Annotated in this window: 7 protein-coding genes and 1 pseudogene; 3 read left to right on the top strand and 5 right to left on the bottom strand. The window is 69.6% G+C overall.

Annotation, left to right across the window (positions count from 1 at the left end):
• Positions 1-48: 48 nt before the first annotated feature.
• A pseudogene (locus ACIRFL_RS35165) lies at positions 49-411 on the top strand (transposase); the annotation flags it as partial.
• A 271-nt stretch (positions 412-682) separates the two neighbouring features.
• Here ACIRFL_RS35165 and ACIRFL_RS35170 read toward each other — a convergent pair.
• Entirely contained in the window at positions 683-1,561 is an 879-nt protein-coding gene (locus ACIRFL_RS35170) for a 3-hydroxyacyl-CoA dehydrogenase family protein (protein ID WP_404036935.1), read from the bottom strand.
• Positions 1,562-3,455: 1,894 nt separating this feature from the next.
• Here ACIRFL_RS35170 and ACIRFL_RS35175 point away from each other — a divergent pair.
• Positions 3,456-3,740: a hypothetical protein gene (locus ACIRFL_RS35175; protein WP_404036938.1), complete on the top strand. Its 285-nt coding sequence runs from the start codon at positions 3,456-3,458 to the stop codon at positions 3,738-3,740.
• A 596-nt stretch (positions 3,741-4,336) separates the two neighbouring features.
• Here the strand turns inward: ACIRFL_RS35175 and ACIRFL_RS35180 are convergent.
• Together ACIRFL_RS35180 and ACIRFL_RS35185 are read right to left on the bottom strand one after the other, a co-directional pair.
• Positions 4,337-6,253 carry an ABC transporter ATP-binding protein gene (locus ACIRFL_RS35180; RefSeq protein WP_404036941.1) on the bottom strand — a complete coding sequence of 639 codons (1,917 nt, stop codon included), beginning with the start codon at positions 6,251-6,253 and terminating at the stop codon, positions 4,337-4,339.
• Positions 6,250-7,944, bottom strand: coding sequence for an ABC transporter ATP-binding protein (locus tag ACIRFL_RS35185; protein WP_404036944.1), 1,695 nt, complete (start codon positions 7,942-7,944; stop codon positions 6,250-6,252). The genes ACIRFL_RS35180 and ACIRFL_RS35185 overlap by 4 nt, the downstream gene beginning before the upstream one ends.
• 302 nt (positions 7,945-8,246) lie before the next feature.
• Between ACIRFL_RS35185 and ACIRFL_RS35190 the strand changes: the two genes are divergently transcribed.
• Positions 8,247-9,086 carry an NAD(P)H-binding protein gene (locus ACIRFL_RS35190; RefSeq protein ID WP_404036947.1) on the top strand — a complete coding sequence of 280 codons (840 nt, stop codon included), beginning with the start codon at positions 8,247-8,249 and terminating at the stop codon, positions 9,084-9,086.
• A gap of 150 nt (positions 9,087-9,236) precedes the next feature.
• Here ACIRFL_RS35190 and fabV read toward each other — a convergent pair whose 3' ends face one another.
• Positions 9,237-10,457, bottom strand: coding sequence for an enoyl-[acyl-carrier-protein] reductase FabV (fabV, locus tag ACIRFL_RS35195; RefSeq protein ID WP_404036955.1), 1,221 nt, complete (start codon positions 10,455-10,457; stop codon positions 9,237-9,239).
• Positions 10,420-13,470: acyltransferase domain-containing protein (locus ACIRFL_RS35200; protein ID WP_404036949.1), on the bottom strand; the 3,051-nt coding region annotated here is incomplete at its 5' end. The genes fabV and ACIRFL_RS35200, both read right to left, overlap by 38 nt.

A 13,470-nucleotide genomic window follows, 5' to 3' on the forward strand; every position in this document is an offset into this window, starting at 1 on the left:
TGCGGCACAGGCTCACATGAGAATGAGCGAAGCGACCGCGTCTTCCGCTACCTGGATGCGACGTACCGCAAGGTGCGGGTCAACCACCAGATCGTCTCGCAGGCCGTGGTCATCGCCACCGGCATCACCGAGGACGGCAACCGCGAGGTCTTGGGACTCATGGTCGGCGACAACGAGACCGAAGCGTTCTGGTCCGAGTTGCTGCGCTCACTACGGGCCCTCGGCCTGGGCGGGGTCCGCCTGGTCATCTCCGACCACCACGCCGGACCGGTCGCCGCGATCCGCAAGGTCATGCTCGGCGCCGCCTACCAGCGCTGTCGCGTTCACTTTCTCCCCAATGTCTTCGGCGTGATCACGAAGGGCTGTCGACGTACACGTGAACGTACGGTACGGCGCCCGCCGAACGCCAAGGGCTTCGTCGTTCTACTGCGCCGATGGGCGGTTGAGGGCTTGGTCATGGACGATGAGGGCCCGTCGCCGCTGCCGTGACCACGAACGGCTTCCCGAGGTGAGCGGATCACTCATCGCCTGGGTCGCCATCCCTCTCATGACTCACCGCTTGACTCGCCGCGCTGCCGGTTCGGTCGAGCGTCGTGACCTCGCCCACGGCTACGTCGCAACCGAAGCCGGGTGAGGTGTCACGGGTGCGAGTAGTGAGGCCCGACGTGATGCGGGCGGTGCGTCAGGCGTCGCTGGCTGCGGTGGCGTAGTCGTCGTAGAAGCCGCGGCCGGTCTTCACGCCGAGGCGGCCGGTGTCGACGTACTCGTGCAGCAGTCGGCGGGGCCCCTCGGGCAGGTGCGGATTCTCCGCGGCGTAGTGGTTTTCGATGTCGAGGACGGCGTCCAGGCCGACCTGGTCCATCATCCGGAATACCCCGACCTTTGCGCCGGTGTTCACCTGGAACATCGCGTCGAATTCGTCCGGTGTGGTCACCCCGTCGGCCACGACCGACAGTGCCTCGCGCTTGATCGCGGCCCAGACCCGGTTGAAGATGAAGCCGGTGCTTTCCCGGCGGGCCTCGAAGGGGTGCACTCCGTAGCGCGGCAGCTCGGCCTTGAGCCGCTCGATGATGGCGGGGTCGGTGGCGCCGTCGCTCATCAGGTCGACCGCGTTCTGCGCCGGCGGCATGTAGAAGTGCATGTTCAGCACCCGCTCCTTGTGCTCCACCCGGTCGACGAACAGCCGGGAGGCGTAGGAGAGGGAGTTGCTGGCCAGGATGGTGTCGGCCGGGGCGATCCGGTCCAGATCGGCGAACAGGGTGCGCTTGAGGTCGAGCCGCTCGGGCACCGCCTCGATGACCAGCCACGCGTCGTCCAGCGCGGCTTCCAGTGTGTCGACGCCGACCACGCGGCCCTCGGTGGCGCCGGGCCGGGAAGCGACCACCTCCGGCAGCTCCGCTGCGACGTAGTCCAGGGCCGCGGTCCGGACGTCGGCGGACAGGTCGTACAGGCGTACCAGCCCACCGAATTCGTCACCGCAGTACGCAACCGCGCCGCATCCCTGCCGCCCGGACAGGGAAGAGCCAAGCTCGAGGAGTGGCTCGCGTTCGCAGACGCCCACCTTCAGCAGCTCACCGAGACCACCTCGACACCGAAGCTGCCCTCGCCGCCGGCACCCAGCAGCGCGGATCTTGCGCCGCACCTCGCTCCTCTGAGGTCCTCGCGAACCGAGGTCTCCCGCAGCCCCCAACGACGGGAAGCCGGAGACTCCCAGATTGGACCTGATGAGCCGTCAGCAAACCAAGAGAGACACTGACGGCCCATCAGTTCATGCGTCAAACGTGCGTCACCTGCGTCGAACATGCGTCAAGATATCGCCCGTAACGCACACAACGCACATAACGCACACTCGCTAAACCAGCAGGTCAGCGGCCTTTTTCAACAGGCTCAAGGATCGCGACACACTCCACATGATGCGTCATCGAAAAGATGTTGACTTGAGCAGGGCACGCAAAAGACCAGGTCAGAACCCGTTTTTCGGTCCGCCGTCCCGCTTGCCGGCGCCCAGAGCGTCAAACGAGCGTCACGGCAGGCGGTCAATTCTCCGGCCCCACAACGGAGTCATGCCTTCCGACTCCCTTGCCTGTGCAGGCGCTGGATCAAGACGGGGATCAGCCCGCTCGCACGGTCAGCGACCTGCCAAGAGGCCGAACACACCACGTACACCGCTGCTCCGGCAGCAGCCCGTATGACATGCCGCGATCCGGGGTTCTTCACCGCCGAAGCCGACCGGCACGGTGGTCGGGCCTGTCAGTTGCCGCACGAGCTGGTGGTTGCGGATCAGCAACGGTGGTGCGCGCCCTCTCCCACGCTCTGAAGCGGCAACGGGGCGGCCGCACCAGCGACGACGCGACGCTCATCCTGATCGAATGGCGCGAGGGCGCCGCGGACCACCTCGCCATCCTGGTGTGAGCCCGCAGTCAGCCCAGGTCGTAGGATCATGCTCGGTGCGCGGGTGGGCCCCCGCTGGTGTACGGAATGCTCTCGGTCGAAGAAGCAACGGTTCGCGGGCCTGTGCCCGCGCCGCCGCTCATGCCGCGTCGTGCCAGGCGGCAATACCGGTCACCGTGACCGCGACGGTGTCGGGGCGGCTGCTGCCCCTGACCGACCCCGACCGGGACCTGCGGATCGCCGAGAGCGCCGCGGCGAAGGTGCTGAGGCAGGCCGCGGACACGGTCCCTGGTACTGGTCCTGAGTGCGGCGGGGCTGATCGTCGGCCTCGTCGTACATGGCGACCTCGACCTCCGGACTCGGAGGCAGCGGTGAAGACCCGGCCCGGTTCCCCCGGCGAGGGGTCGGGCCCACCGGCGCCGGCCGCCGGGCTGCCGCCCGCAGGGTGGTCGCCCGTATCGCCGTCAGGCCGCGCGCGCGGCGCAGTCACGGCGTGCCGTCCGGGATGACGGTGACGCCCCGCTCTCGGCCGTGCACCTGGCCGACGAACTGGCAACCCGCCCGGTGGACGACGTGGGGATGCTGACGGGGGCCGCCGTGGCCGCCGCCGTCGGCGTCTGGCCGTCCAGCACACCGTCCGCCACCGCGTCCGGGTCTTCGGAACCTCCTCGACCTCGTCGATGAAGACGAGGACGGGGCAGGCCGTGGAACCGAGGCAGCCAGGGCAGCACACACACTCCGGACGGTCAGGGCAGGGGGTCCACCACGGATACCCGGAGCCACCGAGCACCCCGCCCCAGTACGCACCACCGCCAAACCCGCCCCCCGAGTTCTCCCCACGGGCGGACGCGCCCATCACCCGCCACGCGACGGGCCCCGCTACGGGGGCCGGCATGAGTTCCGCGTCGGCCCCGGCGATGGGAGCGATCACCCACCGGCTGACGCCGGACCACCAACGCGCCCTGAGGGCAGAGGCGTTGCCGAAGTTCTTCGACCAGCCGGTCGCGGGACGATCGACGGTCTCGAAACTCTTGGGACACAGGGGCTGCCGGGCATGTATGGAGATGTCCCAGACCCGAGCCCTGGCCGAGGACCTGACCTGCGCGATGAGCCGTGCGGGACGCGCCCCCGACCTCCGGTACAAGGCCGAGGAACGCCTGGCCCAGACCCACCACGAGGACCTCCTGTCCCTCCTCCGGGAACCTCTGCCCTACGCCGCCCAGAACATCGTCCTCGAACACCTCCCACCCGCCGTCCAGGCGGAGGAGTCGGCCCGCGACCTCCTCACCAGCCTCCTGGCGATCGACTTCCGGTCTCACAGCCCCCCGACCTCCCGGGCCCGTACGTGACCGACCTCCACACCCAACGCACCGCCCGCATGATCCGCTAATTCTTCAGCTGGCTCGTCGAACCCCGGACCACGAAGACCCAGAGCCCTCAGCTCACCATGTACCTCAGCTCGATCGCCTCCTCCGACGCCCTGGCCGACCACCGGATCCTGCGGGAACTCCTGATCGACACGGAGGAGGACCGGATTCCGGCCTAGCCGAAGGAGACTTGGCTGGCCATCACCCGGGCGTCGTACGAGAAGGCACAACCTTGAGCGGACACAGGTCTGCTCCCGAGTGATCGGAGGCAGACCTGCAGACGGCTACTGTCCGAGGGAGCCGAGGAACACGTTCCGTCGGTCCTGCGCCTCGGCACGCCGGGTTGCGCAGAACCATGCCGTCCCTCAGGGACGGTTCGTCCTCCGGGCCGATACGGACATCGTCCAGCCGGACGGACCCTGTTCGAGCAGGCACCGCCCGGCCGGGGCGCGCGGCTCCGGTTACGACAATGCCGGAGCTCCCGCGCCGTTGCCGGCACCGGCACCGGCACCACGAGCTCACCGATCGCGTCCGGCACGAGCCGGACGGAGGAACCCGCGAGGAACTCGCGGGGTTCCTCAGTGGGCCTCGGCCGCCTGGCTGGTCCAGGTGGCGTACATCTGCGTGTACTTGCCGTCTGCGGCGAGGAGTTGGTCGTGCGCACCGACCTCGACGATGCGACCCTCGTCGACGACGACGATGCGGTCGGCCTTCATGGCCGTGGAGAGCCGGTGTGCGATCAGGATTGCGGTGCGGCCCTCCAGCAGTACGTCCAGGGCCTCCTCGATCTTGTTCTCTGACCGGAGGTCCAGGTTGGACGTGGCCTCGTCCAGGATCAGCACCCGGGGTTGGGCCAGGAAGGCCCGTGCCAGGGCGACGAGTTGCCGTTCACCGGAGGAGAGGGACTGGCCCCGCTCCTGGACGACGGTGTCGAGGCCGTCGGGCAGCCGCTCGACCACGTCGACCAGGCCGACCACCCGCAGCGCCTCCCGGATCCGGTCTTCGGAGGTTTCCGGGGCGGCGAAACAGATGTTGTCCCGAAGCGGCCCGGCGAACAGGAAGGGCTCTTGCGGCACGACGCCGATCTGCCGGCGGAGGGACTCGATCCGCACGTCCCGGAGGTCGCGCCCGTCGATGAGGATCCGGCCGGAGGTGGGGTCGTAGAACCGGGTCACCAGTTTGGCGAGGGTGGACTTGCCGGCACCGGTCGGGCCGACGAACGCCACGGTCTCACCGGCCCGGATGTCCAGCGACACATCGGAGATCACCGACCGCTCGGGAGCATAGCCGAACGTGACGTCCTCGAAGACGATCTCACCCTCTACCTTCGGCAGGTCGACGGCACCGGGGGCCTCCTCCACCTCCGGCCGGGTGCCCACGAGATCCCTCAGCTTCACGATCGACGACTGCCCCTGCTGGTACGTGTTGTACAGCTGCACCAGTTGCTGGATGGGCTGGAAGAAGGCGCCCAGGGAGAGCAGGAACGCCACCAGCTCCCCGATGGTCAGGTCCCCGTCGGTGACCATGCCGGCGCCGATGGCCAGCAGCGCGAGCTGTCCGGCGACACCGATGACCTGGGTGCTCGGCGTGTAGATGGAGTTGATCCGGCCGGTGCGGACATTGGCGTCGTAGTACTTGCCGGTGACCTGTCGGTGGTGCTCGGTGTTGTGCCGCTGCCGGTTGTGCGCCGTGACGCTGCGGACACCCTGCAGACTCTCGGAGAGGTCGGCGATCACGTCGGCGACGGTGTCCCGCACCCGCACGTAGCCCTTGCCGGACGCCCGGTGGAACCACACGGACAGCGCGGTCAGGACGGGCACGACCAGCACGATGGTGATGAGCGCCAGCCGCACGTCGAAGGTGAACAGCACCACCGTGACGACGACCATGGTCAGACCCTGGACGGCGAACTGCGCCAGACCGTCCTGCAGCAACTGCTGGAGATTCTCGATGTCACCAGTCATCCGGGTCATGATCACGCCGGCCTTCTCGCCGGTGTAGAAGTTCAGGGACAGCCGCTGCAGCTGGGTGAAGACGCGTACCCGCAGGTCGTTCATCACCCACGCGGCGATCCGCCCGGTCACCTTGACCCGCGCGGCCTGCGCGACACCGGTGACCACCAGGCTGACCAGGTACGCGACCGCGACCAGCACCAAGGTGCCGGAGTCCCGCGCCGTGATGCCGTCGTCGATCCCGATCTGGGTCAGCTTCGGACCGGCCTGCAGCGTCAGCGCCTCCAGGGCCACGAACACGCCGGCCAGCAGCACCATCGACCAGTACGGACGGATCAGCCGCCGCAGACTCAGCCTGGCGCCGTCGGGATCGGGCCGGCCGTGCTCGAAGTCGACCTCGGGCTCGGGATGTTCCGGCTCGGTCTTGAGCAACTTGTCGACACTCGCCTGCATCTCCGGCGGCACGCCGGCGAAGGGCAGACCCGGTGCGGTGGCCCTGCCGCCGCCGTTGAACGCGGCGCCACCACCTGCGGGAGACGTCATCGGCCCACACTCCCCAGCTCCTCGATGCTCTCGTCCGCCTGCGCGAGCACTTCCGCGTACAGCGGCGTGCCGGCGAGCAGCTCCTTGTGCGTACCGTCCGCGACGATCCGCCCGCCGTCCAGCAGCACCACGCGGTCGGCCAGGCTGATCGTGGACAGCCGGTGAGCGATGATCAACGTCGTCCGGCCGGCGAACAGGGTCCGCAGGCCGGCGTGGATCTCCTGCTCCACCTGGACGTCGATGGCGCTGGTGGCGTCGTCGAGTACCAGCACCGGCGGATTCACCAGCAGCGTCCGGGCGATCGCGATGCGCTGGCGCTGCCCGCCGGACAGCGTGTAGCCGCGTTCGCCGATGACGGTGTCGTACCCCTCGGACAGTTCGACGATGAACCCGTGCGCCCCGGCCAGCCGGGCCACCCGCTCGATGTCGGTGATGTCCGCGTCCGGCCGCCCGTAGGCAATGTTGTCGCGGACCGACGCCGAGAACAGGAACGGCTCGTCCAGTACGACGCCGACGGTGTCCCGCAGGCTGTGCAGGGTCAGCTCCCGCACATCGTGCCCGTCCACCGAGACGGAGCCGGCGCGCACGTCGTAGAAACGCGGCAGCAGCCTGGCCACGGTGGACTTTCCGCTGCCGGTCCGACCGACCAGCGCCACCGTCTCGCCGGGGCGGAGCCGCAGCGTGAACCCCTTCAGCACGTCGAGGCCGTCACCGTAGCCGAAGGTGACGTCGTCGAACCGGACGTCGCCGCGCGCCTCGGTGATCTCCAGCGCGTCGGGGGCGTCCGCGATCTCCGGCTTCTCGTCCAGCACCTCGTACAGCCGCTTGGCCGCGGCCGACGACCGCTGCCCCAGCATGATCAGGTTGCCGATCACCTGGAACGGCACCTGGAGCATGAGGAGATAGGCGTTGAAGGCCAGGATCGCGCCGACGCCCAATTCACCGTGGATGACCAGGTATCCGCCGTACAGCAGCACGATCGCCATGCCGACCCGGGGCAGGTTCTGCACCACGGGCGTCCACCGAGCGCGCAGATCGGCGTCCTTCACATTCGCCCACCGGACGCCCCTCGCGGCCTTCTGCAGCAGGGCGAGTTGACTCCGTTCGGCCGCGAACGACTTGACCACGCGCACGCCGTTGACGTTCTCGTCCACCACCGTCGCGACATCGGCCAGCCGGGCCTGGATCAGCCAGGACACTGGGAACAGGGAACGCTGCATGCGCCGGCTGGCCATGAACAGCAGCGGCATCGGCAGCATGGCCAGGATGGCCAACGGCACGTCGATCGCCAGCATGTACACGAACGACACCAGCGAGATGCCGCACTGCACCAGCAGGTACGGCGCGAACGCCAGGTACATCTGCACCGCACGGATGTCGGAGTTGGCGCGGGAGATGAGCTGTCCGCTCTGCATCCGGTCGTAGAACGGGAACGACAGGCTGGTCAGGTGCTCGTAGACGATGTTGCGCAGGTCGTACTCGATCTTGGCCGCGGCGCGGAACAGCAGCTGCTTGGACAGGTAGCCGACGACCAGCATGACCACCGTCATCCCGACCAGCCACCACATGTAGTGCGACAGGGGCACCGTGTGCGACACGATCGAGTTGTCCACCGCGTCCTGAATCAGGGTCGGCACCTGTACAGCCACCAGCATGCTGGCCCCCGACATCACCAGAGCCGCGCCGAACATCCACCGGTGCGCCCGGACCAACGGCCACGCCCGCCTTAACCAGGAACGGCTCGGATCGGGGTCGATTGCCACGCTGGGCGGCGGATATGTCTTGCTCACCTGGATTCCCCTCTGTGCGCGCCCTCGCGGGCGGCCCACTCGTCTTGCTCTCGGCAGCGTCGACTGCCCCTGGAACAAGGTGGGTTCGACGGTCTGGGTGGGCCCCACGGATTCAGGATAGCAAAAGAAGGTACGCCGTACGCAGTTTGAGTTATGGTCGGTACATGCACCACCCGCACCACCGACCACGAGGAGGTTCACCCTTGCTCACCGTTGTCTTCGGCGCACGTGGCAATGTCGGCCGTAATGTCGCTGCCGGCCTGATGGCCGCCGGCGAAAGGGTCAGGGGGACCAGCAGAAACCCGGAGGCGGGCGGCTTCCCGTCGGGGCTGGAGGTCGTCCCGGCCGACCTGGAGCGCCCCGAGACCCTGCCCGAGGTGCTGGCCGGTGCCGACAAGGTGTTCCTGTACGCCAAACCGGAGGAGATCGAGGGCTTCGTGGCGGCGGCGCGATCCGCCGGCGTGCGGAAGGTGGTCCTGCTGTCGTCGGTGTCGGTCGTGATGGCCACCGCCGAACGGAACCCGATCGCCCGGATGCACCGGACGGTCGAGCTGGCCATCGAGCGGTCGGGGCTGGACTGGACGTTCATCAGGCCGGGCATGTTCGCCACCAACGCCCGGTGGTGTTGGGGGGAATCGATCCGCGCGGAGGGCGTCGTGCGCCTCCCGTACCCCGAGGCGCAGAACGCACCCGTCCATGAGAAGGACATGGCCGCGCTCGCCGTGACCGCTCTGACCGAGCCGGGCCACTCCCACCAGGCGTACACCGTCCACGGGGCCGAGTCGCTGACGCTGCGGCGCCAGGTGGAGCACATAGGTGAGGGCCTCGGGCGCCCGATCCGGGTGGAGAAGGTCTCTGTCGAGCAGGCGCGGGAGGAATTCACCAAGAAGGCTCCTCAGAACGTGGCCGAAGCGCTTCTGGGCATGGGGGCCGCAGCCGACGGCGTTCCGGCCCCGGTCTCGGTCATCGTCTCCAGGATCACCGGCAGGCCCGCGCACACGTTCGCGCAGTGGGCCGCCGACCACGCCGACGACTTCCGCTGAATGTCCTCCTCGGCTGACCGCCGCGCGGTGGTCAGCCGAGGAGAAGCGGGATGCCCATGAGAACGGGCACCGACACGAATGCCTTCACAAGTACCGGTGACTGCTGTCACCAGCCGGGTCCGGATCCTGCCGAACCTCGCGGCGGCGGCTTCACGGAGTCGACGAGTCCGGCCACGGCAGGTCGGTCTCGACCGGGACGGTGTAGTCGACGCCGGGGACGTCGAAGCCGTACAGGGCGCGGTATTGGGCTCGGAACCAGGCGGTGTCGGCCAGTTCGGTGACGGTCTCGGGGGTGATCGACCGCCACCGTTCGGCCACGGCGGCCTGGACCGGCTCGGACAGCTCCCAGCCATCGAGACGGATGCGGCCCGAGCGGTCCACGGCGGGCCGGTGCGCGGTCAGCTGGTTCCACAGCTCGAGCGACTGCTCGACGGGGGACGGGAAGCGGTCGCCGAGTACGCCACGCAGCAGGCCGACGTAGAGCGGGATGCCCGGGATGGCGGTCAACGCCTGGCTGACCACGGCCCCGTTCACCGAGGTGAAGGCGCGGCCGTCCACCGCGGCCAGTCGTTCGGTCAGGGCGCACGCGGTGGACTCCAGGTCGGCCTTGGCCGCGCCGATCGTGCCCCCGCGGTAGATCGCCGAGGTCAGCGGCGAGCCGATGTAGCTGAGGGCGACCGTGCGGAAACCGCTGCGCAGCAGCCCTCGATCGGCCAGCGCGGTGACCCAGCGGGACCAGTCCTCGCCGCCCATGACCCTGACGGTCTCCGCGGTTTCGGCCTCGGTCGCCGGGGCCACGGTGGCCTCCCGCACATACGCGGCTCCGTCGTCGCCGAACTCCAGGTTCAGGGTGGTGTGCGGCGCGCCGAGCGGTTTGAGCACCGACTGGTAGGTGGTGCCGCTCCGTGGGTCGGTGCGCCGGGGCGCGGCCACGCTGTAGATCAGGTAGTCCACGCCGCCGAACCGCTCGGCCAGCAGGTCCAGCGTCTCGGTCTTGGTGGTGTCGGCGAAGGCGTCGGCGTTGCGGAACGAGAAGTCGGCCCCGAGCTCGCGGGCGATCGCCTGGGTGGCGATGGTGCGGTACCACCCGGCGCTCGCGCTGCGGCGCCCGGCCGGCCGCTCGAGGCCGATGCCCGCGCCGTCGACGCCGTACCGCACCAACCCGGCGATCGTGCTCGCCAGGCCGTAGCCCGCGCTCGACCCGATGACCAGTGCCGTCGGCCGCCGCGCCGGTGGCTTCTGCGGGGCCGGCACCTCGGCCCGCATCAGCTCCACGCTGCGGAAGCATCCGGCCGGATGCGACTCCAGCAGCAGGTAACCACGTCCCGTCGGGTCAACGACGCGTTTCGACTGTGTGAGCGGTGGGTGCATCATCGTCTCCTCTGCCGGATCGGCCCTCGAGCAGTGCCTGCTTGAGGTGCTGGACCAAGTCGTCCGGTGTCTTCTGCTGCAGCATCGACGCGGAGTCCAGACGCACGCCGGTCGCCGAGTCCAGGCGGTTCCGCAGGGTAAGGATGGACAGCGAGTCGAAGCCGAATTCCAGAAGGACCTGGTTCGGCCGCACCACATCGGCCGACTCCAGCCCGAGCACCGCCGAGATCTGCGTGGAGATCAGGTCGGACAGTGTCCGGTCCCGTTCGGCTTCCGCCATCGACGCGAGCCGTTGCCGCAGCGAGGTCACCGAGACCGCGCCTTTGCCCGCCGTACGTTTGCCGGTGGTCCTGACCAGCGACCTGAACACCGGCGGCAATGCGTTCCCGGCTTCGGCCTGCCTGGCCAGCTCGGCCAGATCCAGCCTGGCTGGGATCCACACGGGTTCGCTCGCGCGACAGGCGGTGTCGAACAGCGCGACGGCTTCCCGCGCCCCCAGCACGCCCACGCCCGCGATCCCGCCACGGGACGGTACGTCGTCCGGCGCCCAGGGGCCCCAGGCCAGCGACACCGCGAGGGCGCCACTCGCCCGGCGCCGTCTGGCCAGCGCGTCCAGTGCGGCTGCCGACGCGGCCGCGGCGGCGGTTCCGGCGCCACCGACGGTTCCGGCGAACGACGAGCACAGCACGAGGGTGGCGTCCCCGATCTCCTGGTCGAGGATCTCCGCGGCACCGACCGTCGCACGCATCGCCTCGGCAAGCGCATCGGGGGTCGGGGACGGGGCCGCAGACGGTGCCGGACAGGGCTCCTTGTCGTACGGCGGCGCCTGCGGGATGTGCACGGCCATGATCAGCGGATGCTCCGCGGGCAGACGGTCGATCAGCTCCCGCATCGCCGTGCGGTCGGCCGGATCACACGTCGCGGTGGTGACGGTGGCGCCCAGCGCGGTGAGTTCCGCGGCCGGCTCGGGGGCCAGGTCACCGGTGAGCACCAGATGCCGCACTCCGTGCACGGCGACCAGGTGCCGCGCCAGTCGCTCACCCATGGGCGTGGTCCCGCCGGTGATCAGCGTGGTGCCCTCGTGGCCGGCGAACCGCTCCGTCACACCCGCCGGTACGCCCGGTTCGAGCCGTGGCACCCTGACCCGGCCCTCGCGCAGGGCCATCTGCGGCTCGCCGGACATGACGGCCCTCGGCAGCGCACGCCAGGAAGCCTCGTCGGCATCCACGTCGGCGAGTACGAACCGTCCGGGGTGCTCCGCCTGCGCCGACCGGATCAGCCCCCACGCCGCGGCGCCGGCGAGGTCGGCGTCGGCAGGGTCGAAGGCCGCCACCGCGGCGGTGGTCAGGAACACCACGGTCGACGTGGCGAGTTTCTCGGTTGCCGACAGGGCGTTCAGCCGGCGCAGTGTCTCCCGCGCGGTGTCGGCGACCTCCGCTCCCGTCGGCACGGTGAGCAGCACGTAGTCCCGCACCTCCCCGTCGGCTTCGACCAGGGCGTCCAGTCCCGGGTATGCCTGGGCGTTCACGCCCGCGGCCGTCAGTCCCACGGCGGCGCGGAGCGGATCCTCGCCCACGACCGCCCAGTTCGCCCTGCGCGGCGACGACTTCGCGAGGTGGTCGACCCACGTCTCTCGGTAGAGCGCGCCGAGTTGCACCACTCTGGCGGCCTGCAGCTCGGCGGGATCGACGGGCGTGGTACCGACCGTGAACTCGGCGACCGCATCGCCCACGGTGTCGGCCAGCGTGATCGACACCGAGCCGGCGCGGTCCGGGCCGATCCGCACCCGCAGGGCGGACGCGCCGACCGCGTGCACGGCGACTCCGCGCCACGACGTCGCCATCCGGGGGCCCTCGGTGCACGCGGCGTGGAGGGTGGCGTCGAGGAGGGCGGGGTGGATGGTGTAGGTGTCCGGGTCGGTGGGGAGGGCGACCTCGGCGTAGACGTGGTCGTTGTGACGCCACATCCGCTGCAACCCCTGGAACACGTGGCCGTAGTGGTAGCCGTGGCCGGCCAGGGTCTCGTAGGAGACGTCCACCGGCCGCGCCCCGGCAGGAGGCCAGGCGGTCAGATCCCAGTCCGCAGACGGCGCCTCGACATCCAGCACACCCGTCGCATGACACGTCCAGGACGCGGAAGTGGCCGTGTCCGGGCGGGCGTCGATCCGCACCGCACGCCCACCATCACCGCCGGCCGGCTCACCCACCTCCACCCGCAACCGAACGGCACCGTGCTCGGGCAGAACCAGCGGGCACTGCACGGTCAGCTCACGGATGCTGCCGCAGCCGACCCGGTCGGCGGCATGCACCGCCAGCTCCACGAACGCGGCACCGGGGAACACGACGGTGCCGGCGACCTCGTGATCAGCCAGCCACGGATGAGTGGCCGACGACACCCGGCCGGTGAAGACCGTGCTGGCCGCTCCCTCCACGACAGCACCCAGCAGCGGATGCCCCGCCGCGGTCAGCCCGACCGCACCGACATCCCGACGCCGACGGTCGGCAGTCAGCCAGTACCGGGTCCGCTGGAAGGGATAGGTCGGCAGGGTGACATGACCACCAGCCCCCTGATCCGCCAGACTCCAGCGGTCGACAGCCCCCGCGGTGAAAGCCTCCCCCACCGACCGCAGGAAACTGTCCAAGCCGCCCTGGTGCCGGCGCAGCGTCCCGAAACCGCGGGCGGACACCCCCGCACTGTCAATCGTCTCCTGCACACCGGCGACCAGCACCGGGTGCGCACTGCACTCGATGAACGTGTCGAAACCGTCCGCCAGCAACAACCGGACGACGGCCTCGAACTCGACGGTCCCCCGGAGATTACGGAACCAGTAGTCGGCATCCAGTTCCAGGGTGTCGACCCGCTGCCCGGTGACGGTGGAGTAGAAGGCGACCTCACCGGACCTGGGCCGGACCGGCTCGAGCAGATCCAGCACCTGGTCACGGATCTCGTCGACGTGCCGGGAGTGGGAGGCGTAGTCGACCGGGATGCGCCAGGTGCGCACACCATCGGCCTC

It is taken from the genome of Streptomyces sp. NPDC102462 (assembly GCF_044765425.1).
In the GTDB taxonomy this organism is placed as follows: domain Bacteria; phylum Actinomycetota; class Actinomycetes; order Streptomycetales; family Streptomycetaceae; genus Streptomyces.

Bases quoted from the DNA above. Each gene is read 5' to 3' on its own strand.
- ACIRFL_RS35185 (WP_404036944.1), bottom strand. From the start codon at position 7,944: ATGTTCGGCGCGGCTCTGGTGATGTCGGGGGCCAGCATGCTGGTGGCT.
- ACIRFL_RS35180 (WP_404036941.1), bottom strand. From the start codon at position 6,253: ATGACGTCTCCCGCAGGTGGTGGCGCCGCGTTCAACGGCGGCGGCAGG.
- ACIRFL_RS35175 (WP_404036938.1), top strand. From the start codon at position 3,456: ATGTCCCAGACCCGAGCCCTGGCCGAGGACCTGACCTGCGCGATGAGC.
- fabV (WP_404036955.1), bottom strand. From the start codon at position 10,457: ATGCACCCACCGCTCACACAGTCGAAACGCGTCGTTGACCCGACGGGA.